We start from the raw sequence: 26,719 nt of genomic DNA, 5'->3' as shown, positions 1-26,719 counted from the left end.
ATTGATTGGTAGGTTCAGCCGCGTGCCATGAAGTCAATCAGCTTCCTGACCCGCGCTGGTAAAAGGCGGTGGCTGGGATAGACGGCGAACATGTTCCGGGTCAAAGGCAGGGTGTCTGTGACCTGCAACTGCTGCAGGTCTCCGTCAACCATATCCAATGGCAGCATCGCGACACCCAGATTACGGCGGGCGGCCAGCGCAATGACATCAAGGTCGGATAAGCTGTGTGCGGTGTGCTTTGGGTGCAATGTTTCCCCGCTCTCAAGCACCCAGGGCTGACCAGCTGCAAGCGCGGGCAAAACAAGAAGATCCGGTCTGGATATCGGCCTATCCAACCTATGCTCGTGGATGAAACCCAAACCGGCGCAAAAACAGTAAGGGATCGACCATAGCCGTTTCGCGACAAGGCTGGAATCTGTCAGCGGGCCGACCCGAAAGGCCAGATCAATATTGTCGCGAAAGAAATCCATCATGAGATTTGTTGTCGTCAATTCGAGTTCCACACCCGGATTCTGTTGCGCAAAATCCAGCAAGCGCGGGCCGATGGTTGTCCGAGCAGCAAGCGGTGGTGCCGTAACTCGGATTCTGTGGCGTTTGGTATCGTCGGCAAAGCCCACAACACCTTGAAGCGCCTCGACCGGGCCCTGACAAATGCCCAGAAGACGGCGAACCTCTTCAGTCAGGCGAACCTGTCGGGTTGTCCGCTCGAACAGTTTAGTGCCCAGGTAGTCTTCCAACTCTGCGATCCTGCGGCTGACCCGGCTAAGCGGTATCCCCAAGCGGTCCGCGGCCTTGGAAAAGCTGAGATGGTCGGCGACTACAGTAAACAGGGCAAGGTCGTTATAGATCATTATCCTATTTTTGGGATTATAAGTTCCAATATCAACTATTATCATTGAATTTGCGGACCTCTACCTTCTGCGCAACAGAAGGAGACAGATGATGCCTTTCGCAGTTGAAATCACCCAGACCGGCAAGCCGGATGTTTTACGCAAAACCAGCCGTACGACCCCAACCCCAAATGCTGGGGAAGTCCTGATCCGGAACAAAGCCGGGGCGGTCAACTTTATCGACACCATCATCCGCTGCGGCGAGATGCCTGAGGGGATGATGCCAGATCTGCCGCATGTCCCTGGGGTCGAAGGGGCCGGAGTTGTAGAGGCGCTGGGTGAGGGGGTGCAAGGCTTCTCTGTTGGGGACCGAGTGGCATGGATGGGACCGATTGGAGCCGGTGGATATGGGACGCATTCGGTGATCGCTGCGCCCTACGTCACACGGTTGGCCGACGCCGTGGATTTCGAAACCGCAGCCGCAATCCCCGTCAACGGGATGACTGCTTATCACATGCTGGTCAATCTGGGCGGCGCAACGGCTGGTAATTCCGTTCTTGTTCATGCGGCAGCCGGAGGTGTCGGTACCATGGCGCTACACATTGCCAAGCATCTTGGCATGACGGTGATTGCCTCGACCAGCACCAACAAGGCTGGATATGCCAAAGAGCAAGGCGCTGATTACGTTATCGACTATCGCACCGAAGATGTCACCCAGCGGGTGATGGAAATTACCGAAGGATGCGGCGTGGACCTGACGTTGAACCCGATTTCCGGTGAAACCCTGAAATCAGACCTCGACGTTCTGGCACCTCTGGGCACCGCAGTTCTGTTTGGGTTCCTTGCCGGTCCGCCCGCAGGCAGTTTTGCCGAGGATTTGGCGAAGCACTTTCAGAAATCCGTCTCGGTTCGGGTCAGCGACATATACACATATTTCGGTAACCGACCTGATCAGTTCAACGCGGACATGGCCACAGTGTTTAATCTGCTTGAAACGGGCGTTCTGCGTCCGCAGGTCGCGACCCTGTCCATTGATAAAGCTGCCGAGGCGCATCGTCGTCTGGAAGCCGGCGAAACCACGGGCAAATTGGTGCTGAGCATCGACTGACCGACCCAGCAATGAGAGGAGACATAGCAATGAGTACGGTTTTCGAAACCGAGCTAAAAAGCAAGCATATCGTCATCGTCGGCGGTGGCAGCGGCATCGGGAAGGCTACCGCAAAGATGGCTGCGGCCCTTGGCGCGAAGGTTACGATTGCCAGCCGAAGCGTTGCCAAGTTGCAGGCCGCAGCAGACGAAATCGGGAACGGAGCGCAGATCGCACCAGTGGATACAACCGATGAGGCGCGCGTCACCTCCTGGGCCAGAAGGCTGGGGCCGGTGGATCATTTGGTGATCTCTGCTTCAAGTGCTGCGCATGGGGCGTTCACCGAGCTGCCCACAGACGATCTGCGCACCATGTTCGAGGCCAAGTTTATCGGCCCCTATGTGGCTGCGCGCGAAGTGTTACCCGCGTTGGTCAAAGGTGGGTCCGTTACGTTCTTTTCCGGTGTGCTCAGCCGCCGCCCGTCTGCCGGCGCGACAGGTCTTGGTGCTGTAAATGCCGCGGTCGAGGCACTGGCCAAGGGGCTGGCGCTTGAACTGTCTGGACGGGCGCGTGTGAACTGTATCAGTCCCGGCATGGTCGCCACGGAAGCCTATACTGTGATGCCGGACGAGGCACGAGACGATATGTATGCTAAAGTCGGTGCCAGCTTGCCCGTCGGACGCGTCGGAGTGGCGGAAGAGGTTGCGCAAGCCGTTATCCTGGCGATGACAAATGGCTTCCTGACCGGCACCGTCCTGGACATAGACGGTGGCCATCTGGTCCGCGGCTAGAACCTGCAACGAGCCGTGTGAGGAGTACATCACGCCAAAAAACAGCCCTTGTAACATGCGCCTATCTGCGAAACCCATAAGCCAATGCCTCAAAACAATGTCCGCGATGCTCAATGCAAGTGCAGCATTGCAATGCTCAATTGAATGCCCTGGTTGGGCCGTCCTCGTCCAAGCGAAATATGTCTGAGCCCCAAAGGTTAAAATGCGTCCAGGGTCTGCTTCGAGCTCGACTGAGTTGCAACGTGTTTTTTACACTTGAGTTCAGCTGGGCAAACCGGCCGCACGCAGACCAGCAGCAAGGCGTTCGAAATCATCTGGTCGCCGCCACATGGTCTGGAATCCACGAGCGAGGGCAGAAACGGTTTCTTCATTTACTTGGATGTCTCGGCTCATGAGTTCGTCGCGACGTTCGGTTGTGAAGTCAAGTAGGGCTGCCTCGGCTTCGACCTGGCGACCAAGCTTCGCGAAGGAGGCAGCCACGAAAGCCGTCGCCAAGGAATTGAGCCGGGCCTCTCCCATCAGTAACCCGAGAGCCGCTTCAAAGTCTTCACAGAAGAATTGTATCTGTCCCATTATCCAGTCGATAGCCGGGGGGTGCAGGGGATCCATCTGCATTGCCTCAGAAACGACGTCTCGCGCCTTCTCATGCCTTCCAAGCAAAAGAAACGCGTATCCGCACCAAGCCATGGACTCCGCCTCGGTTTCGATCAAAGACAGTGTTTTTTCAAACTGGGTTTCAGCCTCTGTCCAAAGGCCGGCGCACAAATAGGCGAAACCGAGTTGGTCCTGGATGTAGACATCCTGGTTATCCAACGCCGCTCCCTTTCGAGCGATATGCAATGCATGGTCTGCCGCGTCAGAGTCCGCCAATCCCAGCCAAAGATCTATGACATATGTATCTGAGAGGTACATGAATGACCTCGCGATTGACGGATCGAGAGCGACGGCCCGTTCCAGCAGGGCCCGAGCTTTTGCAGTATCGCGTGCATTCAGGCCGTCGCGAAGGGCTTTGCCCTTCAGCATCAGCTCGTAAGCCTTCATTTCATTTTCCGGCTTTCTGGTTGAACGATCGGCTACATCGTGCTGGACGCGCCCGGGAAGGACCGCCACGATGCTTCGTGTCACATCGTCTTGAACCTCCAGAACGTCCTCCAATTCATGATCATATCGATCCGACCATAATTGTGATCCGGAATTAGCGTCGGAAAGCTGTACCGAAATCCTGACGCGGCTCCCTGCCTTCCGTACACTGCCCTGCACAAGATAATCCGCACCCAAAGCTTCTGCGGTTTCAGCCGGATTGGCCTCTTGGCTTCTAAAACGAAAGGAGGCGTTTCTTGAGACCAACTGGAGAGTGCGAAAACGCGACAAGCCGGTGATGATGTCTTCTGCTATGCCATCGCTAAAAAATATCTGTTCTGGATCGTTGCTCATATTGTGGAACGGCAAAACAGCGATTGTCGGTTTTAGTTTTGCCTCCGAATGCGGCCGTTGGTTGCGGTCCCTATCCGATCCGCCAAACCGCCATGCGTGTACGGGCTCGGCAACGTTCTTGACATTGAAAGTCCCCGCGTCTTCCCAAGAGATTGGCAGACGATTGCCTGCGGCGCGATACACTGCGTCAGACACAAGCACGCCACCAGGTGGAGCGAGTTGTTCCAGACGTGAAGCCAAATTCACACCTGAGCCGAACACGTCTCCATCGCGCAGAATTATATCACCTAGATTGATGCCTATGCGGAAGCAAAGTGGATCACTGCCGTCTGGCGGTGCTTTTTGCCAATCAAGCGCGCAAGAAACGGCATCTGAGGCGCTTTCGAATTGAGCCAAAAGGCCATCCCCAAGCAATTTTATGACTTTGCCGCGATTCCGTTCAACAAGCGGGATGACAAATTCAGTCATGTGGGCTGACAGAGTTTCAAGCGTGCCGGTTTCGTCCCGCTCCATTCGGGCTGTATAGCCGACCATATCGGCCGCCAGTATAACCGCCAGCTTTCTCTCCACGTTTTCCCTCCCATCTACTGAATACCTTTTGCGAGGCTATACGACCACCAGTAACTGAACCACTCAATCCGACCGTCGTCAGCAATACCTGCCTTTACTGAGTTCTCTGGTGTCCAATCTTGCGCTCGTAGCGATTGTCGGCAACACGGGCGGCAAACACAGCAACGCGTAGGGACGGGGAATATCTCTTTTGGGCCGCCCCTCTCAGACGGCCCCACGTCCTAGATTTCAATGGCTTCGGTGATAGCCAGGGCATTCTCAAGTTCCACACCAAGGTATCGGACGGTGCTGTCCATCTTGGTGTAGCCAAGAAGGAGCCGAACAGTTCGACGGTTTCCGGCCTTCGTGTAAATCTGAGTGACTTTGGTTCTCCTCATTGGATGGGCGCCGTAGGCGCTCGCCTCGAGACTGAACGATGTCACCCAGTCGCGGACGAACCTTGCATGTTGGCGTGTCGAGATGTGCAGGCGATGAAGCCAATTTTCCGATTGATCCGCATATTCCAGCATTCAAACTTGTCAGATAAGCCGGTCTGAATTGTATTGCCCATGCGGGCGAGTTGGCAGGAGCAGACAGCGTCGTAGAGACAATTGAAAAGCTGAACCCGCAGAGGATCGGTCATGGTGTTCGATCCATCGAAGACCCCAATCTGGTTGAACGATCGGCCAAAACTTGGACGCATCTTGAAGTCTGTCCGACCTGAAACGTTCAAACGGGCACTTTTCAGCCATTACCCGGCACAGTTTGGCACCGTTGAGGGTGGTAGCGGTTGATCTGGGCCTCAATACGGACCTTCCATCGCCATCACTTTCTGCGGCTGATGCTCCAGTGTGTTTAAACCATGAAGATCGCCAGCAACGATCTGCAGAGGGGTGACCAGAACGGCCATCCACTTTGCCATCGAGAACATGCGGGTGACCTCGGCCGCGCGATTACCACTTAGCAGGTGCCATGCTGCAACCCCGGCCACCATGAAAGAAGTGGTGAGTTAAAACAGGCAATCCATCTATTCGATCGAAAAGCAAAAGCTTGGAGCAAAGAGCCTTGTGCTCGGTTCAACTGGTGCTTCCCGCAACCAGCCTCACTTGGGAGTTTCGCCGAAGTAACCTCCAAAAAATGCAATCATTACCACCAACACACTCAACAACACCACAATCACCCAAAGCGCTCCGCTACCTCTGGCGAAGTATCCCAACGAGATTAGACCAACCACGAAGATGCCAACTAAGAAGTACAGTACCGTATTGTCCAATTTACTCCCCCCAGAAATTAATACCTAAACTCAAAAGCCGCCTGCTTTGCAAAGGCGATCTAAAGACCGTTTGAAAGGCGATATCAAACGGCTTTCGGTGAATGTCGAATGCCACTCAGCGTGGCGAACAAAACCGGGACCAATATCATTGTGAGCATCGTGCCCACCGTTAGCCCGCCCATGATCGTAACGGCAAGACCCACCCAGAACACGTCTGGCAGCAGCGGTATCACACCCAGAACTGTCGTGGCCGCGGCCAGTACCACGGGGCGAAGCCGTGAGGCCCCTGCATTCAAAACCGCGTCATAGCCCGGCTGACCTTCGGCCAAGTTATCGTTGATCTGGTCGATCAGAACGATTGCGTTTTTGATCATCATGCCCGCCAGGCTCATGCCCCCCAGCAGTGCTACGAACCCAAAAGGTGTATTCGTGAGCAGCAAGCTCGGAACAATGCCTATCAGCACAAACGGCACGGTCAGGAAAATGACCAGCGGTCTGCGGTATGAGTTGAATAGTCCGACGACGATAAGCGCCATGATCGAAAACGCAGGTATCATCCCCGGAATCAAGGACGCTTGCGCAGACACCGTGTCTTCGTATTCTCCGCCCCATTCCATGCTATAGCCCGGCGGCAAGTCAGCCTCCAAAGCGTCAAAATCAGCGAGAACTGCAGCGCGATAGCTGGGCAGAGTGACACTGTCGATCGGATTGGCCTGAACGGTCAAAACACGGCGCCGGTCGCGGCGATTGATCGTGGGGTCCTCGGGTTGGATATTCACACCGCGAACAACCTGCGCCAGTGGAACAGGCTCGACAGAAAACGGTGACTGCAGTTGCAGCAGTTCAAAGTTATCCACGGCAGCCACGTCGTCCGCGCCCGGTCGAACAATAATGGGCAACAACTCGTCACCTTCGCGGTAGAGGCCGACTGAGCGTCCGTCGAATGCACGCTTTGTCGTATTCCCAAGATCTTCATATGTGATGCCGGTCCATCGTGCCCGATCCTGGTCATAGTCGGGGACTGTTTTCAGGACACGGTTGCGCCAATCGGTGCGTGCTACCTTTGTCCATGGGTGCTGATCCAGTATCGCGACGGCTCTGTCGCCAATTTCGCGTAAAGTCTCGGGATCGGCATCCGCTGGGCCGATGATGCGGTTTTCGAACGCCCAAGTATTGCTGGGCCCCACACCGAATTGACGTGTGAAGGAGGTCGCCTCGGGCATATTGGCTGCAATCCAAAGCGAGATCTCTTTGGTCATCTCTGGAATGACGCGATAATCCTCGACGTTCACGATGACTTGCGCGTAGGACGGGTTTATTCCTTCAGGGTCGACCGGCAAGTAGAAACGCGGCGGGCCAGCGCCGATAAAGCTTGCGATACCGGTCACGCGATCATCCATTTCCACCTGCGCTTCGATCCGCGTGATGGCTTCGGAAACCGCTTCGATCCGGTTTCCTTCAGGGGCGTAATAGTCGATCATGTACTTGGTCATCGAAGAGGTCGGGAAGAACAACTGTGTAACGGTCCCAAACCCGATCCCGGCAATAACCAGCGCAGCGACGGCCACTCCGATCGTCAGATAGCGAACCCGGATCGCGGCGGCCAGAAAGCGGCGGTATACGGCGTATAGACCGGTGTCAAAGGTCTCTTTGGCTCCACCCTTTGGGTCCGGCAGCATGGCCACGCACTGTAAAGGCGTGACTGTCATCGATAACAACCAACTGACCAACAACGCAATTCCGACCACCGAAAACAGCGTCCGGCAGTATTCTCCCGCGCTCTCAACGGAGGCAAAGATTGGGTAGAAAGCCATAACCGCAACAAATGTTGCACCAAGCAGAGACATAGCGGGGCGCGTGGCAGCGTCGATAGCGGCTTTCGCCCGGTCCATTCCCTGTGACATTCGAACCATGGCGCCATCTGCAACCACGATCGAGTTATCGACCATCATACCAAGCGCAATGATCAACGCGCCCAAGGACATGCGTTGAAGATCTATTCCTAGCATCGCGAGCGGGATAAAGGTGGCAAGTATCGTCAGGATCAATCCGCTACCTATTATGATCCCCATGCGAACACCCATCGCCAGGGTCAAAACGACCAGAACAATCGCGACAGCTTGTCCAAGGCTGACTAAGAAGCTGCTGACTGCCAGATTCACGTCGTCAGATTGCCAATGAACCCGTTCGACCTCGATGCCTACCGGCAGGCCTGCGATCAGTTCCGTTACTCTGGCGTCTACGGCCTCACCAACGCTGACAACGTTGACACCAGACTGGAAGGATATCGCCAAACCAATAGATGGAAGGCCGTTATAACGCATCATGGTCGTCGGTGGATCAGCATAGCCTTCCTGGACCTCAACGATTTCACCAAGCCTAAGTAACTCTGGTCCACGGCGCTGGCCGCTTTGAGCTTGGTCCAGACCGCTTGGCCGAACAACCAAATCAGCGATGTCTTTCGGGCTGGTGAATGTGCCGCTTGGCGCAATGCGCATGCGATAGTCGCCGATATTTACGCGGCCTGCATCCACAATCGCGTTTTGGGTTTGCAAGGTATTGAGGATGGTCTGAGCCGAAACACCCAACGCTGCCAAGGCTTCTTCCCGTGTCTCCAAATAGATGACCCTATCGCGATCCCCCCAAAGATCGACTCGGCCAACGCCGTCGATCAACGAAAGCTCTCGTTTGAAGTCTTCGGCAAAATCGTCAAGCTCGCGGGCGGAGAAGCCATCAGACGTCATCGCCAGAAGTAGACCGAAAACATCACCGAAATCATCATTGATCGCAGGACGACCAGCACCTGGTGGCAGGTCTGTTTCAACGTCTCTGACTTTGCGACGCAACGTGTCCCAGATCTGCGGTAGTTGATCCGACCAATAGTTCGGGCGGATCTCGACTTTGATTGTCGACACACCCGCCCTGCTTTCGCTCGAGATGTAGTCAATCTCTTTGATCTCTTGGAGTTTTAGTTCGATCCGTTCGGTAACCTCCTGCTCAACTTCGGCCGGGCTGGCACCGGGATAGAGGGTGGTCACAACAGCAGTCTTGATTGTGAATTCGGGGTCTTCCAACTGCCCAAGGCTAAAGAATGCTGAAATGCCGCCCAACGTGAGCATGACGACAGTGAACCAAACAAATTTGGCGTTGCGGATCGAAAAAGCCGCCAAACCCATTAGTCCGTGTCCTCAGAAAGCAGCGAAACTTTCTGACCTTCTCGCAGAGAGTTTGCCCCGGCAGTGACAACCACGTCACCAAATTCCAGCCCCTCGCTAACGGCCACCCCTTGCGACCGTGGAGTGCCAAGCGAAACCTTCCTTGCCGTTACGGTTTCTGAGCCGGTATCAAATACCCAGACATGCGGATCGGTTTCCCCTTCAGGCACGAAAACCGCGCTGGCAGGAACCATGATCGCATCGAATGGTTCGTGCCCCTCCTTTGGCTTGCCGCGAACGCGCCCCGCCATACCCGGAAGAACAAGTGCATCTTCGGGCTGCTCCATTATCAATGTGACAGGAAATGTTCGCGTCGTCGCCGAAGCCTCTGATCCAATCTCACTAATTTCTGCGGGTAGAACAACGTCCCCCAAAGCGTCAAAAGTGACGGTTATGTCTTCAATGTGCGGGATCAGGGCAATGTATCGTTCGGGGATATCGATCACCACTTCGATGTGCTCGGCATCCAGAATGCGCAGCACTGGAGTTTGTGCTGCGACTTCTTCAAAATCTTCAATGTATTTGGCGACAACACGACCATCGAACGGTGCGGCCAAGCTCGTATAGGTTAAATCCAAAGTCGCTCTGTCCAGTGCGCCTTGAACAGAATTGATTGCTGCCTGAGCCGACGTTTCGCCTGCAACAAACCGGTCGAGTGTCGCCTGAGCGGCAACATCTTTTTCAACCAACGATCGCTGCCGATCTGTTTGCAATTTGGCGTTTTCGAACGTCGCCTGCGCGCTCTCAAGCTCAGCAGTAAGCCGATCGACTTCAGCCTGGTAGGGGGCCGGATCCAAGGCCGCGACAACAGCACCTTTCGTCACAAGGTCACCAACCTGAACGTCGACGCCAACAACATTGCCCGGCACGCGAAAGGCCAATGATACTTCGCGTGCAGCTCTGGCCGTTCCCACAAAGTAACGATCATGCAAACTCGAAAGGTCAGAAATCTCAGTTGCTCTGACAGGTCGGATTGTTGTTTCGGTCGCTTCTTCTTCCTTCTCCCAGCAGCCGGTAAGCAACACGAAAGCAAAAAGCCAAACAGATAGTTTCCTCATATCCCCCTCCCGTACGACCCGCATTTCTCTCTTCGTCTCTGTGAAGGTGGCTCAACTTGCGGATTTTGCGTCTAAAGCTGTTGAAATTGTACGCGCTTATTTAACAAAGTCAAAAATCCGAATTTATTTACTGCGAAGAAGAGAATTCTGACTAAACCTATTCAGGCGACCAAAATTTTAGGCTGACAACTTCGCAACACGACGTCGTCTTGATGCTGCCGTTTGTCTTATCGATCGTGCAGAAGGCTGTTTTTTTGAAATTGGAGAAGCTGCGCCGGAAGACAAATACCCAGAGATTACTGTGTGCCAGAACACAGCCAAGAGCGGCTTGTGGAAAATCCAGCCCCATTACGATGCAGTCTGAGACATTCTGCGTCGGTGTCATACTTTCGCCAGATGTGCATTTTCAGTTGCTGGGGCAAATGATGATCCTTGGACCTGGTGGCAAAACAAGCGTTCGCACAGGTGAATAGGGTATGCGTCTTATCGCAACCTTACGCGCATCGCTGAGGGAGGTGCGTTGTGGCTGGTGGAACTTCGTTTCATTGTCCAGAGACATGATTGAGCAAGTCAAAAAGGCATGGAAGGCGGCGGATTGGTTCAAAGGTCAATTCCAGCTACCGCCGGGTGATGTTGCCGACCATATCCCGATCACGCAAGAACTTGAGCGAACACCGCCGCAAAGTAAATTCGAGCCTTAGACCTGTCGTTTTGGCCCGGGGTAGTCATTTCTTGATAGTCCGTAATCCCGATTTACAGCCCCAGAATGTCTCGTGCCTGATCAACTGTGGCAACCGGACGATTGTACTGGGCGCAGATTTCAGCAGTCCGCATCACGAGCGCTGCGTTTGATGGTGCCAGCGTATTGCGATCCAGGCGCACGTTATCTTCTAACCCTGTTCGCGCATGACCACCTGAGGAAATCGCCCAGTGGTTCAGAACCTCTTGTTGCGCACCGATGCCGGCCGCACACCAAGGTGCCCCCGGAAACAGCCGGTTGACAGTTTTCACGTAGAAATCAAAGACGTCCCGATCAGCAGGCATTGCGTTTTTGACACCCATGACGAACTGCACATAGGGCGTGTTTTTTATCTGCCCTTTCGTGTGCATCTCAGCCGCTTTCAGAATATGGCTGAGATCGAAGGCTTCGATCTCAGGCTTGATGTCATACGTCACCATCTCAGCCGCCAACCAGTCGACCAGATCGGGCGGGTTTTCGTAGACGCGTGTGGGGAAGTTGTTCGATCCTACCGACAAAGAGGCCATGTCCGGTCGCAACGGCAACATGCCACCACGCGTCTTGCCCGCTCCGGACCGTCCTCCGGTTGAAAACTGAATGATCATACCGGGGCAGTGTTTCTCCAGCCCCTCTTTCAACCTTGCGAACTTCTCAGGGTCGCTCGACGGTGTTTGATCATCGTTGCGAACATGAGCATGGCAGATCGTCGCTCCTGCCTCGAATGCCGCGTGTGTGCTTTCGATTTGTTCCTCGACCTTTATCGGCACCGCCGGGTTGTTGGCCTTGGTCGGCAATGACCCGGTGATCGCGACGCAAATTATACAAGGCTCTGCCATGTCACGCCTCTTTGGGGGCAAGAACGAAATCGAATTCAACGTCCCAATACGGGCCCTCAAAGCCAACTTCTGTAGATCGTGCCGGGTCATCGACGCGATTGAACTCTGCGATCAGACTCTCTTTGACCCCAAATACTGCGTCCGAGTTGATGTATTTGTCATCGGGATCAAAGATATGGGTTGTCAGGTCGTCATACCCGTCTTTCGACACGATATAGTGCAGATGCGCTGGCCGAAACGGGTGCCGTCCCAGACGCTTCAACAGATCGCCAACCGGCCCGTCATCCGGGATTGGATAGTTCTTTGGCCGCACCGCACGGAACCAATAGGTCCCATCAACACCGGTTGTGAAGACGCCGCGCAGGTTGAAATCGGGCTGAATGCCTTTCTGTTGTACGTCGTAAAACCCGTCATCATTGGCTTGCCAGACATCAATCTTGACGCCTTCCAACGGGCTGCCTTCCACATCGGTGACACGACCCCGCACCACCATGTCCTCACCCTTTTGGTCGAGACAAATGTTGTGCCCCATCTCATATTCCGGCGCGCCGCCCACATGGAAAGGACCCAGCACGGTGTTCTCGGAGGCACCGGTTGGACGACGAGAATTCACGGCATCCACCAGCATCGACACGCCCAGAACATCGGACAGGAGAATGTATTCTTGCCGCCAGTCATCGCACATGTGCCCGACCTTGGTCAGGAACATGATCGCCTCAAACCACTCCTGCTGCGTTGGTTCAATTTCCTTCACGGCTTCATGGAGCTTTCGCGTGATGACCTCCATCACCTGCTTCAGCCGTTCGCTTTCTGCGTTTTTGTTCCGTGCGGTGACGACCTCGGCCGAGTTTTCTTCGGTAAAGTATCCCATCTCATGCGAGTCCATTTTGGCCTCCTGACTTGTGTAAGTTTGCTCCAGATTGGCTCATCGCGAAAGTACTGTTGTCAGCGCGCGACGCAGTTCGGCTTCGGCATCCGCAACCATATCGGCTGAGCGCCACGCCACATGTTGATCAGGACGGACCAACAAACAGCCTGTATCCGAAATCTCGGACGCGCGCGCCCAATCCCCGGTGTGGTCAACATAGGTCTGGCGCGGGCCGATAACGTGACAGCGAATGGGCATGCCCAGCTCTTTCGCGATCATCTCGGCTGCTTTTACCCATGCCTCGCCACCAATCCCGGTCAGCACAGTGAATTCTCCACGACCGCACAGATCCAGCGTTGAATGCTTGTTCCCGGTGTCATGATCGAACACCCAGACATGCGGAATGCGCGCACCGGGCCATGTCGTCGGCTGGTAGTGCAGCTCGGCATCCTGATCAAAACCGGGATTGGGTTGACCATCCGTTTCAATCGCACAGGAGTCGTAGCGTTGGTTCATTTCCACGCCATGTGCATCGAACTCATACTTCTTGAAGGCAATCGCCTCGCGGATGGCTTGTCTTTGTGCTGCGGCTTCAGGCGTTGATCCTGAGCGCGCCTCAAGGTTGCTTTGCATGACCTCTGGGTCGACGCCTTCGGCCATTCCGAGCGATTCAAAGATCGGTCCGAATTCACCGATGGATTGATTGGCCCGTGTGACGATCTGCTTTGCCACTGGCGCACGTTCTTCGCTGTAGCTGTCCAGCAGGTTTTCTCCTGCATGACCTTTCAGGACAGCCGCCAGTTTCCAGGCGAGGTTGAAGCTATCCTGAATCGACGTGTTCGACCCCAGCCCGTTTGACGGCGGATGGCGGTGCGCCGCATCACCCATGATGAACACGCGATCCTTCTGCATATGGGTCGCGTACATGTTGTTGACGGTCCAGGTGTTGGCGCTGATCAATTCGATTTCAAGCTCGGGGTCGCCAACAAGCTGGCGCGCAACCTGCGTAGCCATGGCCTCGTCAACTTCGGGCGCTGGTTGGTTGATGTCATAGCCCCAAACAATGAGCCATTCGTTCCATGGGCGGACCATGCGGACCAGACCCATGCCGATGCCACCGACATTCGCGCCGGGTTGCATCACCCAATAGAGGACCGATGGCCGATGCGCGACGTATTTACTGAGATCTGCCCGGAACAGGATGTTCATGGACCCGCCGACACCCATCTGACCTTCGAAAGGCAGACCGGCATGTTCGGCGACCAGAGAATTGCCCCCATCCGCGCCGACCAAATATTTCGACCGGATCGTGATTTCTTCGCCCGACAAACGATCCAAACACGTCGTTGTCACACCATCTGCATCTTGCTCATGTCGCAAGTATTCGGTGCTCATCCGCGCTTGCGTGCCTCGGCGGCAGGCCGTACCGAACAGGATCGGTTCCATGAATGTCTGCGGTAGGTCGTTCATCATCGTCGGGCTGGACAGCAGGTGTTCAGCCTTGGACAGAGGATGATTACCCCAGCTTTTCATCCGTCCGATTTCCTCGCCCGCGAGGCTTTCGCAGAACACATTTTCACCCATCAAGTCCTGATGCGCTGCGTGCATGTAGGCCTCTGCTTCAACCTCGTGACCAAGGTCGCGCAGCACCTCCATCGTGCGCTGATTGGTGATATGTGCCCGCGGCGTATTGGCCAGCCAGCGATAGCGGTTGATGACCATATTCTCGACGCCGTAGCTGGACAGCAAAGCCGCCGTTGCAGACCCCGCTGGGCCGGTCCCGATGATCAGGACATCCGTTGTGATGGTGGCCATGTTACGCCTCCCTCTGTTTGTCAGATTGAATTGAGTTGAGGCCGTCCTTTGGGTTCGTCAGCACAAGGCGACGGCGCACAGGGAAAATCTGCAGCCCAGTCTTTTCTGAGATCAGCCCCCACAGACCGCGGGGGGCGAAGAGCATGACGGCGATCCCGATTAGACCAAGCACCATGAGGTACCAGGAGCCGTAGTCGGCCAGCAGGCTCTGCAAGATGAAGAAGATCAGCACGCCCAGGATCGGGCCTTCGATGGTGCCAATTCCGCCGATCACGACGATGAAGATCACATAGGCCGTCCAGTCGGTGACCGAGAACGCAGCATCCGGCGAAATCCGCAGCTTTTGCACATAGATCAGAGCGCCGGTCAGCCCGGTTCCTGCGGCGGAGACCAAGTAGACCAGCCACTTCATCCGCACCGCATCGACGCCGACGGATTTCGCTGCTTCGACGTTGTCGCGGACCGCAGCCAGCGCCAGCCCGCGTTTGGTTCTGAGCAGCCAATAGATGCCTGCAATCGTTGCGATTACCAGCACCAAGGCCAGCCAATAGGTCAGGATATCCCGCGCTGCAGCGCCGCGCACATCAAACGCGGTCTGGATCCAGTCAGTCGCCCACATCTCACGCGTTGCGGTGCGGGGCAGAGAAGTTCCGGTGCCGCCACCCAGCACTTTCCATTGGGCCACCAGCAGGCGCATGACCTCGGCGATGACCCACGTGCCGATGGCGAAATAGGCCCCTTGCAGCCGGAAGGCGAAGAAAGCCGTGGGTATTGCAACAATCAGGGCCGCAACACCGCCCAGCAGGATCGCCGGAACAGGGTCCATGCCCCAAAGGATGACACCGCCGAACATGGCGTAAGCACCCATACCGACAAAGGCTTGCTGACCGACCGAGACCAAACCGCCGTACCCCGCGAGCAAGTTCCAGAACTGTGCCAGCACCAGCATGGTGAAGATAAAAAACAAGTCCTGGATCAATCCCCGACTGGCAAATGTCGGCAGCAGGATGAACAGGATGATCAAAGCGATACAGACAGCTCCGGCGCTATAAGAGGCGCGGGTCTGGGTCTGGACACGGTACGTCGAAATATCAGCCATCAGTCCACCGCCCTTGGAAACAGGCCCCTGGGTTTGATCAGAAGCACGATAAGAAAGGCCAGGTGACCGGCCAGGATTTGCCACTCGGGATTGATCGCCGCGCCGACAGTCTGAGCGACACCGATAATGATGCCTCCGACAAGCGTGCCCCATAGGCTGCCGAGGCCACCAATGATCACAGCCTCAAAGGCATAGATCAGGCGCGCTGGGCCGATATTGGGGTCAAAATTCGCCCGCATTCCCAGATAAAGCGCTGCCAAGGTCACCACGAGCATTGCGATGGCTGTCGCGGTCGCGAAAATACGTTCTGGGCGGATGCCCATCAAACCCGCCGTCACCGCATCATCCGAGGTCGCGCGGAACGCACGGCCCAGTTCCGTCCGATAGAAAAGCTGGTTCAGACCGACAATCACAAGGATCGCCGAGGCAAAGGTCAGCAACGGCAGAACGCCGAGGTTCAGCCCGCCCATCTGAACGGACGCCGTTGCGATTTCGCCCGCAGGGAGCCGCTGGCTATCCGCCGAGAAGCCTTCGAGTAATGCGTTCTGCAAGACGACCGACAAACCGAACGTCACAAGTAAGGGCGGCAGGATATCAGACCCCAGCACGCGGTTCAGCACATGTCTCTGCAAAGCCCAACCCACGCCAAACATGATCGGTGCGGCAAGGATGGCTGCCAGAAACGGAGAGAGCCCTAGCAGCGAGACCAACAGAAGGATCAGATAGGCGGCAAAGACGATCAGATCACCATGGGCCAGATTAACCAAGCGCATGATCCCGAACACAAGGCTAAGGCCTGCTGCAAACAGCGCATAAAGCCCGCCCAGCAAAACACCCTGAATGATGGTATCGATCCAGATCATGCGGCGGCTCCTCCGAAATAGGCGTCGTGTATGGCCTCGCGACTGAGCGTGTCTGCTGTGCCTTCCAGTGTGACGCGGCCTTCCATCATGCAATAGACGCGGTCGGAGACCTTCATTGCCTGGCCAATATCCTGTTCCACAACGATGAGGCTGGCTCCGGCCTCCTGAATGCGAGGGACGGCATCGTAGATGTCCTTGATGACTACAGGTGCGAGGCCAAGGCTGATCTCATCGCATAGCAGAACGCGGGGATTGCTCATCAGAGCGCGACCGATTGCAACCATCTGCTGTTGCCCGCCAGACAGGGCTGTACCGGGATGGTTCCGGCGCTCTTTCAGGATTGGGAACAGGTCGTAGATTGTTTGCAGGGACCAATGGCCCGATACCTTTCGGCCATAGGTTCCGATCAGTAGGTTTTCCTCGACACTTAGGGAAGGAAACAGCCGACGCCCCTCGGGTACCATGGCCACTCCGCGCGCCATGATCTCGTCCGCACCGAGGTCTCCGATGGGCTGTCCGTCAAAGCGCACTTGGTCTGTCCCGTTGGTCAGAACACCCGAGATCGAGCGCATGAGGGTCGATTTGCCCGCCCCGTTTGCACCGATGATGGCAACTGTTTCGCCTTCATCCAGATGCACATCCACGCCAAACAGGGCTTGGAAATCTCCGTAGTGGGCGGTCAGCGAATGGGTCTGTAGCAGGCTCATCAGACTTCGATCCCTAGATAGATTTCTTTGACTTCCCGGCTGTTCATGATCTCGTCCGGATCGCCCAGACCGATCACCTTCCCGAAATCCAGAACCAGCAGCCGTTCAACGACCGATGTGAGCGCATGCAGGACATGTTCGATCCAGATGATCGTGACGCCACTGCTATGCAGCCCCTTGATCGTGTTGATCAGCGCGGTGCATTCCGCATCGGTCAGCCCTCCGGCGATTTCATCCAGCAGCAACAGCTTTGGGTTTGTTGCCATGGCGCGCGCCAGCTCTAGCCGTTTGCGTTGCAGCAGCCGCAATCCACCAGCTGTGTCATTGGCCACTTCCAGCAATTCCGTTTGCTCAAGAATGCGGGCGCAGTTCTGTTCGACCTCGTGTTCGGACTTGTTCTGTCCATGCGTCGCAGCCACCAGCAGGTTCTCGAATACAGTCAGATGATCAAACGGCTGAGGGATCTGGAACGATCGCCCTATGCCCGACAAGCATCGTTGCATAGGTGGCACCCGAGTAACGTCAGCACCATCGAAATGGATCGATCCCGCATCAGAGGTCAGGTTGCCCGTGATCAGGTTGAACAGCGTCGACTTCCCGGCCCCGTTTGGGCCAATGATCCCAAGGGCTTGGCCTTGCTCGACGTCGAAGCTGACATCGTCGGTGACGGTCAGAGCACCGAAGCTTTTCGAGACGTTTTTAAGCGAAAGAATGGTCATACCGGTGTTCCTGCCCCGGAATAAATCCGGGGCGTTGATTTCATTGCGATCAGGAGATTTCTTCCATCACACCCGCGGTCGGAATTTCGGGCGCGGAAGAGTTGTCGACGATCACAAGATCATAGCTGCCATTGTCGAGCAGCCTCCATTGCCCCCCGACCAGGGGCGTTTTGGCAACGTTCTGCGCAGCGAAGGGCGGCAGGCCCGCACCATCAAACGCGATCCGGCCAACAATGGAGTCAAGCTGCGTAGCTGCGATGGCTTCGGCCACTGCATCCCCATCACCCGCGTCATCAACCCGGCCCATGACGTTTGCTGCCATTTCGAACAGCGCATGCACAAAGCCGATGGGTTGGGTCCACTGACGGTTGGTGGCGGCCATGTACCCTTGCGCCAGTTCAGCCGAGCTTGCGCCGGTCAGCGATGACGAGAACGGATGGGTGGGGGACCACCAAACTTCAGAGCTCAGGTTGTTGCCTGCGTTGCCCAAAGCTTCGACGGCTTGCGGGAACAAGATGGCCTTGCCAATGCTCGCGGCTTTCGGGGTGAAGCCTTGCTGTTTGGCCTGGCTCCAAAAAGTGGTGAAGTCAGGCGGGATCGGAACGCCGGTTACGATTTCAACATTCGCCTGCCGGAACGCGTTGATCTGGGACGAGAAATCATCGGTAAGGTTCTGGTACCGCCCGGGATCCGTCAATGTGTAACCCAACTCTGAGAGAACAGGCGGGAAACCTACATTTGGGTCGCCCCAAGCGTTGCCATCGCCGTCATTCGGGAACAGCGCACCGACCTGCTTGTTGGTCTCCAACTGGTTCCACATTGCCGTGAAAACCGAGATTACGTCCTCAAGGCCCCAGAAGAAGTGATAAGCGTAATAGAACGGCTCCCAGCTGGCTGGATCACCGGGATTGCCCTGCTGGCCGATGAACCATGGCTGCCAGGGCGCAACGGTGGAAATACACGGCACTTCCTCGGCCTCACAGGTCGAGGCAACCGGGTTGGTCGTTTCGGGTGTCGAAGCGACCAGCATCAGGTCGATCTCATCATCCACGATCAGTTCGCCCGCGACGTCTGCCGCTCGGTTCGGGTTCGACTGGCTGTCTTTGACGATGACTTCGAAATTCGCACCGGCTTCGGATGCGGCGAAATTCTCCAGAATAAACTTGTCTGCCTCGGAGAAGGCGGCCAGAGGACCTGATTGCGGGCTGACATAGCCCAACTTGATCTTGGCGCCCTGAGCGATAGCGGGCGCAGCGAGCGTGCCGGCGGCCAATCCCAGGCCGGTTGCAGCGCTGGATTGCAGCAATTTGCGTCGTGTGATCATGTGTCCCTCCCTTGACACGGTGAAGTCAAACGCTTGGGGCAGTGCCTGCCCACGCGTTTTGAAGAAGCGCCCGCAGCCCATCAGCAGTGACCGGTTGCGGGTTCCAATACGGGTTGTTGAGTGCGATTTCGGTGGCGCGATCCAGATCGGCCTTGGAAAGTCCAAGGTCCTTTAAAGCCATCGGCGCGCCCATGCTTTTGGCAAAATTCCAAAGCGCCTGGCCTGGCTTAGAGCCACCGAGAATATTTGACACGGGTTCCAGCAGCTCTGGCACACCCACCGCGTTGTAGGCGATGGCATGGGGCAAAATGATCGCATGGGTTTCCGCGTGTGGCAGATTGAATGACCCGCCCAGCGTATGGCAAAGCTTGTGATGCAACGCCATTCCGACCAGACCAAGCACCGTACCGCAGGCCCATGCACCACGCTGCGTTTCTTCTCTGGCTTTCAGGTCGTTGGGGTTTCCGACAACGGTTGGCAGTCCCTCTGCAAACGCCTTCAGACCGTCGATAGCCAATTCCGTGGTCTCATCAGTTCGGTCCTTGGCATAAAGCGCCTCGGCGGCATGAGCCATCGCGTTCAAGGCGCTGGTCACGGTCATTGCGGGCGGCAATGAGGCAACAAGTTCCGGATCGTACAGAATGACCCGCGGCAGAACCTTCTGGTCTGTCAGGGTAGTTTTGATGCCATCCTCAGTCTGACCCAGGATCGGAGTAGCCTCGCTGCCGGCATATGTGGTCGGGATGGCGACTTGCGGCAAATCGGTCCGAAGGGCAATCGCCTTGCCTAAGCCAATCGTTGAGCCTCCTCCGATAGACACGATGCTATCCGCATTTACAGACAGGGCGTGTTCAACCGCTTCTTCCGTCACGTCGACCGGGGTGTGCATCGTTGCTCGCGTAAAGACACCCGCAGCACGATCCCCAACAGTTGTCGCAAGCTCCATGGCCATATCGACTTGCTGAGGTGTCGAAAGGATGAGCGCTTTGTTCGATCTCAGCGCTGTTAGTTCCGTGCAGATGTCGTCACGCAAACCTACGCCGAACCGGACTTTCTGGCCATTGATACTGATGGTACTGAGAGCCATTGGGCGAATTCCTGACAAGCGCTGGATTGCAGATCTGAAGGAAACGCTAGCAGGCAAAGACAGCACTCTTGATCGAATTATCGACGCTCAATATAACATTGGGTTATGAAGCTTGATCCAAGACATCTCGAGATTCTTGCCGCTATTGTCGAAGCCGGCGGATTGACCGAAGGCGCTGCTTTACTTGGGAAATCGCAACCCAGTGTCTCCAGAAGCGTCTCTCTGTTGGAGGATAGGGTGGGGGAGCCTCTATTCCTGCCAACCCGAAGGCCATTGCAACCCACTGAGCTGGGACTTGCTTTGGCCCAGGAAGGTCAAAGAATTCTGAGCGCTGGTCGCCATGCAAGCCGTCTTGTCGACGAACACCGTCAAGGTCTTGCCGGTGCAGTACGGGTTGCTGGCACGCCGATCTTCATGGACGGTGTCATCTCGAACGTTATTGCAGAGTTTCAAGCCGAGTACCCCAATATTCGGATCGACCAATCTTATGGATACCCTACCGAGCTTTTGTCCCAGTTGTCCGCCGAAACTCTGGATTTGGCCATTCTCCCTATGCGCCCGGCAGACGTGTCAGATGAGTACGAGTTTCGTCAAATCCTACCGGGTCGAAACGTCATTGCTTGCCGCGTTGGGCACCCATTGGCGCGCAAGAAAGAGGTGAAGCTGGAAGATATCACCGAGTATTCCTGGATTGCGCCACCCGCCAACAGTCCGCTGTTTCGTGATTTGCGAAACACGCTTGATGGTATCGGTATGCGAGACTTCAAAATAAGTTTTACCGGCGGGTCGCTGAGTGCAGTTGTGAACGTTCTAACAGGCTCGGATTCCCTGACTGTTCTGCCGTTTTCAGTGGTCTTCATGATGCAAAGGCAAAAAACTCTGACGGCACTTCCGATAAAAATCGGTGATCCCGATCGTCACTTGGGCTGCGTCACACTAAATGCTCGTAGCACGTCAGCCTCGTCAAACCGTGTGCTCGATTTCATCAAGCAGAAGTTCGAAACGCTTGATCGGTTGATCTGCAGCGCGTCAGGATAGCTCTGAGCGGTCGGCCCTGAAAAAAGCCTGAGAACGAATTCTTCGACGACGTTTTGGCTGCCAATGGAGTCAAAGGTTAATGTCGTTTCACAGTAGATTTTGGGCGATGGATAGTTCTTCCATCAGTGGCATAACCTTGCCATTTTCGCCTTACACCGTTCATCCGGCATCTAAATCGATCTGTTTGATCCTGACTTCCTTTTGGGAAAAAACTGGGCTGATGTGCAGGTCAGACGATAAAGGTGCCTGTTCTGGCTGATTTGCCGCGTGGCGACAGAGGATGGGGGCAAAGCCGTCATTCATCGCGAATGCAGCGAGCCGGCATGGCATGCACTGTCGTGAATTTACGACATCAGTTAGACTGCGATTAGGAGGGTCCTATGCAGCGCCGACTTGCCGCAATCATGGCTGCAGATGTCGTTGGGTATTCGTCGTTGATGGGAGACGATGAAGCGGGGGTATTGTCCGCTCTCAAATTGCTGCGTTCGGAGATTTTTGATCCTACGATCGACAGATATAATGGGCGCATCGTCAAGTTGATGGGAGACGGTGCCCTTGTCGAATTTTCTTCGGTCGTAGATGCCGTAAACTGTGGTGTCGATATTCAGCGTGCTGTGGCCAGGACCGCGCCGACACTTGCCAATGGATCCCGGCTGCAGCTTCGGATCGGTATTAACCTCGGCGATGTCCTGATTGCTGACGGGGATCTTTTTGGTGATGGGGTGAATATTGCTTCGCGTCTTGAAGGTTTGGCCGACCCTGGTGGTGTCGCGGTCTCCGAGAGTGTCGTGGGTCAGGCAATGGGCAAGGTCGAAGCCGCATTTGAAGATCTTGGCCTGCAAAAACTTAAGAACATTGCAGAACCAGTTCGCGTTTTCCGGGTCTTGTACGACGGAGCTTCTACCCCTCGGCGGCTATCAAACAAACGCCTATTGATGGCAATCACATCGGCGCTGATTTGCCTGTGCGCGGTGGGTTTCTTGGCGTGGTGGATCGGAATTGGTCGCGAGCAGTCCAACGTCACGACTTTCGATGACAGGGTAATTTTGGCGGAACCAACTGGCCCGACGGTTGCTGTTTTGCCATTTCAAAACCTTAGCAACACTGATGCTCGCGATTTGTTGGCGATAGGCATTGGCGAAGACATCATCGTTGAACTAGGAAGTTATCAGGACCTCAATGTATTGTCCCGCCAGTCCACCCATACTGTTGATCCGAAAGAAAGTGATCCGCGCAGTATCAGGCAGAAATTCGGAGCGGACTATGTGCTGGAAGGCTCGGTCCGGCAGGTTTCAGAACGCCTTCGCGTGACGGCACGGCTGATCGACACAACATCAGGCCTTCAGGTCTGGTCGGATGCGTATGACGAAAGTCTCACAACATCGAATATTCTCGACGTTCAATTACAAATTACTGAAAAAGTTGCCTCTGCAGTCGGGGACGCCGGTGGCGCGATTAAACGCATTCATGCCGGGCACGCGCGCGCGAAATCTCCTGAACACTTGTCGTCTTATGAATGTTCTCTGATGCGTGTCGGGTTTATGAACAGGCGAGACATTCAAGAGCGCGTCCGTGGTTGTATAGAACGTGTCGTCGAGGACGAACCCGATTATTGGCGCGGCTGGGCGCAGTTATCCGAGGCGCTTCTGACGGACGTCAAGTTCTTTACCGGTTTGTATGACGGCACACAGGACGAAAAAATCGCTCGGGCCGAAGATGCCGCCCGCAGGGCCGTTTCGTTGAATCCGTATTCGGCGCGTAGTCATTACCTGTTGGCTCTTGTTTTGCAGATTCAGCGCGATCTTGATGGGTTTTTCTCATCTGCCGAGACCGCACTCGCGTTAGGGACAGACCGTTATCTGCAGGGCCAGATCGGTTACGAGTTCATTTGGTCCGGGCGTCTGGAATTGGGCGCTGCTCTTGTTGATAACGCAATTGCCCTTGACCCAAATGCAGCAGACCCGAACTGGTTCCAGGCGCTTGCCGAGTATCACTTCCTAAATGAGGATTATGAAACAGCATTGGAAACGTACGGCAAAGGTGCGCAGCCTGATCTGTGGTGGTCGGTTTCGATTGAGGTCGCGATTTTGGCCGAGCTTGGTCCACATAGCGCCGCATTGGCGGCGAGAGACAGGCTCAACAGAATCCGCCCAAATATTAAAATCGCCGATATCGTTTGGATGTACCGGCGTTTTGCGCGACCGGATGAACTTATTCGTCCATTTGTTGAAGCATATAGAGCTGTGGGATTACCCGAAGGACAGTACGCCCCTTTGGAAGTGGAAAACGGAGGTTAACGCGTCTAGCCGCCGGTTCAGAGCGTTTATTGCATCCGACTGCTCACAAAGAACTAAGCACTATTCAGGCACGCCCGCTCTTTGCAGGCTCGCCAACCAGACTCGGCGGTTTTCAGGATGGTTTTTGGACCCTACGAATTGCCTACGCATCGCTGAAATCGACAGTTTTGGGTTAATCTTCAGCGCAGCGTCGACGGCCTTTTGCGCCTCTTCTGGTTTGTTCATTTCGGCAAGAGTGGCGGCGCTCAGCAGATGATGAAACAGCCGCCACGTATTGCTGGTCGCCACTGCGCCCAACTTACGGGCGGCGTCCAGCGCTTCTTCGTAGCGTTCAAGGTGAAACAGGATGTGCCCTTTAAAAAAATACATGTTTTGCAACATTGGATCGCGCGGACTGAGTCTGATCGCCATCTCTATCTCGGGCAGGGCGCGATCCTGCATTCTGAACCAATCATAGGTATGCGCCAGTTCCAGTCTAATGCGTGCGTCATTAGGGTTAAGTGCGACGGCGCGTTCAAGGTTAGCGATGGCAGGATCTGCTTCACCGGTAAAGCGGTAGATATAGCCAAGGGCTGCATGCGCCTGCGCGTCCTGATCATCCAGCTCAATCGCCCGTTTGGCCGCTTCGGTTGCGGCTATCAGCGTATCCTGAGGAGTGTCTGACCACTGAAAGAAGAATATCGTGCCCAACGCGCGGGCCAACAGACTGTGTGCCGCAGCGAACCCAGGATCAGTGTCGATGGCTTCCTGCGCAAATGACACCGCGTCCTGTTGCGCCTCGTGCGAAAAGATCGCCTGCCGGGCCCGACCACGCAGATACAGATCCCATGCCCCCATATCCTGGGTTGGTTTTCCCAGCGATCTCGTTTCGCCAGACTCATAGATTTTGGGTAGCAATTGGCCGGCGATGGCCTGGCTAATCTCGTCCTGAACGTCAAAGATATCTGTCACCTGGCGATCGAAAACCTCGGCCCAGATGGTTTCGGCACTGTCGACATCGATAAGCTCTCCGCTCACGCGCATCTGACCACCCACGCGGCGAACGCTACCGCGGACCACATATTCAACGCCAAGATCGCGTGCGATTTCGAGCGGAGTTGCTTGATCCTTCGCGTAAGAGAACATGGTTGCGCTGGACACGACGAACAGTTCGCGATTGCGCGAAAGATGCGCGCTCAGGTCGTCGGTGAGACCATCGACGAAATACTGCCCTGTTCTTTCGCCCCCAATGTTGTCAAACCGCACGATGGCCAAAGAGGGCTTTCGATTGTCCGGCAATCTCTGTCGGTCGGCAAAAAAGGAGATTGAGAACAGCGCTATGGCCAGACCCAGCAGAGCACCCGCGATGAGAAGGCCGGTTTTCGGCGTGTTGGCATCACTCTCGGGCAGGGCGTCATCCGATTCAACCGGGGCCACAAATTGAAACCCGCGCTTGGGGTAGGTTTTGATATAATCCGAATTTGCCGCGGTGTCTCCCAAAGCCTTGCGTACGGACCGGATGCGCGTATTCAAGGCAGCGTCTGTGATTGCGGCCCCACCCCAAATCTCGTCAATAATCTCGTGTATGCTGACGATCCTGTCTCGGTTCCTGACCAGAAACTCAAGCAATTGCAGGGCCTGTGGTTCCAAAGGAACAGGTTGGCCAAGGCGGTTCAAACCCTGCGTCGGATCAAGTCGGAACTCCAAGAAACGGTACATACTGCAACCTACACCCCGCTTTATCCTTGGCTCAACGAAGTTTGGGGATTGTCAGAAGAATGTCAGAAAAAATCAGCTTCTGATCAAGCCCGACGTGCCTGCTGCAACTAGCGTTTACTTGGCTAACGCTCTTTTGCTTTGCCCAACACTTTATGGAGATAGGATATGGTACACTTAAAAACACTTTGCGTAGCGGCTGCTGTAGCCCTGGCAGGAAGCCCTGCATTCGCTCAATCTGATCTTGAAGCGGCATTGAACAATGGAGCCGAGCGTCTCGATGCTGAACAGATCGCGGAACTTCTGATCGGCAAAACCGTCACAGCCACGTCCGGAGAGAAGACGTTTCGCTTCTTCTATGACCCGAATAACATCGTGAGCGGAGAGCTGACGAACGGTGGTTGGAGCGGAGCGGGTGCCTTTGCCATCACAGACACAGATAAGGTTTGCGTTTCAATGGTTGCCGACAAAGGGCGCTACCGCTGTATGACTGTGCTCCGTGTTGGGGGCTCGATACAAAAATTCAATGCCGACGGAAAAAGGACTTTCGAACTTCACAGCTTTGAGCCTTCTACCGGTCTCTGAGGCAGGCTCAGTCTGGTTGTAGTGCAGCAGCAGCCATCTTTTGAATGACGAGCTGTGGCAACTAATATCCGACCGCGAGGGGATTTGCGCAGACAACGAACACCCAATATTTTGTTGAGATCTCGAGCAAAAATATCGGGAATTTTTGAATAGGGCGCTGTCGGAAGCCAATTCTGAAGCGCGCTCGCAAGTCGATGATCGCCGCCCAAAAAGAACGACCCGAGCTCGGTCTCTTTCGCCAAGGTTGTTCGTCCCATAACGATGCCACCCACCGCGATGAGAGTGTTTTCTATGTAAAGCTCAGCGTCCAGCTCTGGATCGTCTACACAAAACTAAGGTGGCGCGCCTCGCTGCGCCAGAAACCAGAATGTGTCGTGAACCGTCGGCTCATCGCGAAAGTGAAACCGGATCACGGATCGCTTGTCGAGCAAGCACCGACTTGAAGGACGCTTTGGCATTTCCACATCATCGGGGATGCCAATGCGCCTGTCAGTGCCACCTCGGCTTCGATGTTCTGCTGTGCTCAAAACCCCAATGCCTTGATGACAGGTTCCTTTGCTGTCGCATCGGGCGTTGCCGCCAATCTACTAGGGCAAGAAATCTGGTTGCCTCTCGAGCCGCCGGTGCCTGCGTTTTGGTTTCTAACGTTTGGCTTTCATCTAGCGATCCAAACGTGAAATTGGCTTGGTGAAAGGCCTCGACTGCTATGCAAAAATTGCAAAGCGAGTATTCGAGAAATCTTGGTAGTCGGAATCGCGATGCTCTCATATATGCGTCCGGTAAATGAAACTCCTGATGAGGACCAAGACG

At 55.3% G+C, this 26,719-nt stretch carries 21 protein-coding genes and 2 pseudogenes; 7 read left to right on the top strand and 16 right to left on the bottom strand.

Going from position 1 to position 26,719, the window contains the following annotated elements; all coding sequences use genetic code 11:
* Positions 1 to 14: 14 nt before the first annotated feature.
* Positions 15 to 851, bottom strand: coding sequence for a LysR family transcriptional regulator (locus GOV89_RS13605; protein WP_171238439.1), 837 nt, complete (start codon positions 849 to 851; stop codon positions 15 to 17).
* Positions 852 to 942: 91 nt separating this feature from the next.
* Between GOV89_RS13605 and GOV89_RS13600 the strand changes: the two genes are divergently transcribed.
* Together GOV89_RS13600 and GOV89_RS13595 are read left to right on the top strand one after the other, a co-directional pair.
* Entirely contained in the window at positions 943 to 1,938 is a 996-nt protein-coding gene (locus tag GOV89_RS13600) for a zinc-binding dehydrogenase (protein WP_171238438.1), read from the top strand.
* A 29-nt stretch (positions 1,939 to 1,967) separates the two neighbouring features.
* Positions 1,968 to 2,708 (top strand): SDR family oxidoreductase, encoded by a 741-nt coding sequence (locus tag GOV89_RS13595; RefSeq protein ID WP_171238437.1) that lies wholly within the window; start codon positions 1,968 to 1,970, stop codon positions 2,706 to 2,708.
* A 261-nt stretch (positions 2,709 to 2,969) separates the two neighbouring features.
* Here GOV89_RS13595 and GOV89_RS13590 read toward each other — a convergent pair whose 3' ends face one another.
* Together GOV89_RS13590 and GOV89_RS13585 are read right to left on the bottom strand one after the other, a co-directional pair.
* The gene (locus GOV89_RS13590; RefSeq protein WP_171238436.1) at positions 2,970 to 4,712 is read right to left on the bottom strand and encodes an adenylate/guanylate cyclase domain-containing protein; all 1,743 of its coding nucleotides are present in this window, start codon (positions 4,710 to 4,712) and stop codon (positions 2,970 to 2,972) included.
* A gap of 221 nt (positions 4,713 to 4,933) precedes the next feature.
* A pseudogene (locus tag GOV89_RS13585) lies at positions 4,934 to 5,182 on the bottom strand (integrase); the annotation flags it as partial.
* Between the two features lie 62 nt (positions 5,183 to 5,244).
* Between GOV89_RS13585 and GOV89_RS23075 the strand changes: the two are divergent.
* Positions 5,245 to 5,415, top strand: a complete 171-nt coding sequence (locus tag GOV89_RS23075) for a hypothetical protein (protein WP_371809089.1) — start codon at positions 5,245 to 5,247, stop codon at positions 5,413 to 5,415.
* A gap of 81 nt (positions 5,416 to 5,496) precedes the next feature.
* Here GOV89_RS23075 and GOV89_RS13575 read toward each other — a convergent pair.
* From GOV89_RS13575 to GOV89_RS13565, 3 genes and pseudogenes are all read right to left on the bottom strand, one after another.
* A pseudogene (locus GOV89_RS13575) lies at positions 5,497 to 5,700 on the bottom strand (cytochrome ubiquinol oxidase subunit I); the annotation flags it as partial.
* Between the two features lie 347 nt (positions 5,701 to 6,047).
* Entirely contained in the window at positions 6,048 to 9,140 is a 3,093-nt protein-coding gene (locus GOV89_RS13570) for an efflux RND transporter permease subunit (RefSeq protein ID WP_171238435.1), read from the bottom strand.
* Complete coding sequence (locus GOV89_RS13565; RefSeq protein ID WP_171181793.1) at positions 9,140 to 10,237, bottom strand: efflux RND transporter periplasmic adaptor subunit; 1,098 nt, start codon at positions 10,235 to 10,237, stop codon at positions 9,140 to 9,142. Before GOV89_RS13565 ends, GOV89_RS13570 begins: the two co-directional genes overlap by 1 nt.
* Positions 10,238 to 10,713: 476 nt before the next feature.
* Here GOV89_RS13565 and GOV89_RS13560 point away from each other — a divergent pair, with 476 nt between their 5' ends.
* Positions 10,714 to 10,938, top strand: a complete 225-nt coding sequence (locus GOV89_RS13560; RefSeq protein WP_171235922.1) for a hypothetical protein — start codon at positions 10,714 to 10,716, stop codon at positions 10,936 to 10,938.
* 52 nt (positions 10,939 to 10,990) lie between these two features.
* Here GOV89_RS13560 and GOV89_RS13555 read toward each other — a convergent pair whose 3' ends face one another.
* The 9 genes from GOV89_RS13555 to GOV89_RS13515 are packed head-to-tail and all read right to left on the bottom strand — an operon-like array spanning position 10,991 to position 20,294.
* A complete protein-coding gene (locus GOV89_RS13555) occupies positions 10,991 to 11,812 on the bottom strand; it encodes a 3-keto-5-aminohexanoate cleavage protein (protein WP_171238434.1) in 822 nt (273 codons plus the stop codon).
* A gap of 1 nt (position 11,813) precedes the next feature.
* Positions 11,814 to 12,698, bottom strand: a complete 885-nt coding sequence (locus tag GOV89_RS13550; protein ID WP_171238433.1) for an intradiol ring-cleavage dioxygenase — start codon at positions 12,696 to 12,698, stop codon at positions 11,814 to 11,816.
* A gap of 39 nt (positions 12,699 to 12,737) precedes the next feature.
* Positions 12,738 to 14,495 (bottom strand): FAD-dependent monooxygenase, encoded by a 1,758-nt coding sequence (locus GOV89_RS13545; RefSeq protein ID WP_171238432.1) that lies wholly within the window; start codon positions 14,493 to 14,495, stop codon positions 12,738 to 12,740.
* Between the two features lies 1 nt (position 14,496).
* The gene (locus GOV89_RS13540) at positions 14,497 to 15,594 is read right to left on the bottom strand and encodes a branched-chain amino acid ABC transporter permease (RefSeq protein WP_171238431.1); all 1,098 of its coding nucleotides are present in this window, start codon (positions 15,592 to 15,594) and stop codon (positions 14,497 to 14,499) included.
* Positions 15,594 to 16,457, bottom strand: coding sequence for a branched-chain amino acid ABC transporter permease (locus GOV89_RS13535; protein WP_171238430.1), 864 nt, complete (start codon positions 16,455 to 16,457; stop codon positions 15,594 to 15,596). Before GOV89_RS13535 ends, GOV89_RS13540 begins: the two co-directional genes overlap by 1 nt.
* The gene (locus tag GOV89_RS13530) at positions 16,454 to 17,164 is read right to left on the bottom strand and encodes an ABC transporter ATP-binding protein (RefSeq protein WP_171238429.1); all 711 of its coding nucleotides are present in this window, start codon (positions 17,162 to 17,164) and stop codon (positions 16,454 to 16,456) included. The genes GOV89_RS13535 and GOV89_RS13530 overlap by 4 nt, the downstream gene beginning before the upstream one ends.
* A complete protein-coding gene (locus tag GOV89_RS13525; protein ID WP_171235927.1) occupies positions 17,164 to 17,883 on the bottom strand; it encodes an ABC transporter ATP-binding protein in 720 nt (239 codons plus the stop codon). Before GOV89_RS13525 ends, GOV89_RS13530 begins: the two co-directional genes overlap by 1 nt.
* Before the next feature lie 49 nt (positions 17,884 to 17,932).
* Positions 17,933 to 19,207 carry an ABC transporter substrate-binding protein gene (locus GOV89_RS13520; protein WP_171238428.1) on the bottom strand — a complete coding sequence of 425 codons (1,275 nt, stop codon included), beginning with the start codon at positions 19,205 to 19,207 and terminating at the stop codon, positions 17,933 to 17,935.
* A gap of 25 nt (positions 19,208 to 19,232) precedes the next feature.
* Positions 19,233 to 20,294: a maleylacetate reductase gene (locus tag GOV89_RS13515; RefSeq protein WP_171235929.1), complete on the bottom strand. Its 1,062-nt coding sequence runs from the start codon at positions 20,292 to 20,294 to the stop codon at positions 19,233 to 19,235.
* A 105-nt stretch (positions 20,295 to 20,399) separates the two neighbouring features.
* Here GOV89_RS13515 and GOV89_RS13510 point away from each other — a divergent pair, with 105 nt between their 5' ends.
* Together GOV89_RS13510 and GOV89_RS13505 are read left to right on the top strand one after the other, a co-directional pair.
* A complete protein-coding gene (locus tag GOV89_RS13510; RefSeq protein WP_171238427.1) occupies positions 20,400 to 21,332 on the top strand; it encodes a LysR family transcriptional regulator in 933 nt (310 codons plus the stop codon).
* 380 nt (positions 21,333 to 21,712) lie between these two features.
* Positions 21,713 to 23,629 (top strand): adenylate/guanylate cyclase domain-containing protein, encoded by a 1,917-nt coding sequence (locus tag GOV89_RS13505; protein ID WP_171238426.1) that lies wholly within the window; start codon positions 21,713 to 21,715, stop codon positions 23,627 to 23,629.
* A 60-nt stretch (positions 23,630 to 23,689) separates the two neighbouring features.
* On the opposite strand, the gene GOV89_RS13500 is transcribed toward GOV89_RS13505, so the two are convergent.
* Positions 23,690 to 25,327: a winged helix-turn-helix domain-containing protein gene (locus GOV89_RS13500; protein WP_171238425.1), complete on the bottom strand. Its 1,638-nt coding sequence runs from the start codon at positions 25,325 to 25,327 to the stop codon at positions 23,690 to 23,692.
* Positions 25,328 to 25,492: 165 nt separating this feature from the next.
* Between GOV89_RS13500 and GOV89_RS13495 the strand changes: the two genes are divergently transcribed.
* Positions 25,493 to 25,909 carry a hypothetical protein gene (locus GOV89_RS13495; RefSeq protein ID WP_171238424.1) on the top strand — a complete coding sequence of 139 codons (417 nt, stop codon included), beginning with the start codon at positions 25,493 to 25,495 and terminating at the stop codon, positions 25,907 to 25,909.
* Positions 25,910 to 26,719: the final 810 nt, after the last annotated feature.

Origin of the sequence: Ruegeria sp. HKCCA5763, from assembly GCF_013034545.1 — a bacterium.
Lineage (GTDB): Bacteria > Pseudomonadota > Alphaproteobacteria > Rhodobacterales > Rhodobacteraceae > Ruegeria.
The sequence above is the reverse complement of the archived record's forward strand: the minus strand, read 5'-3'. Positions and strand labels throughout refer to the sequence as shown.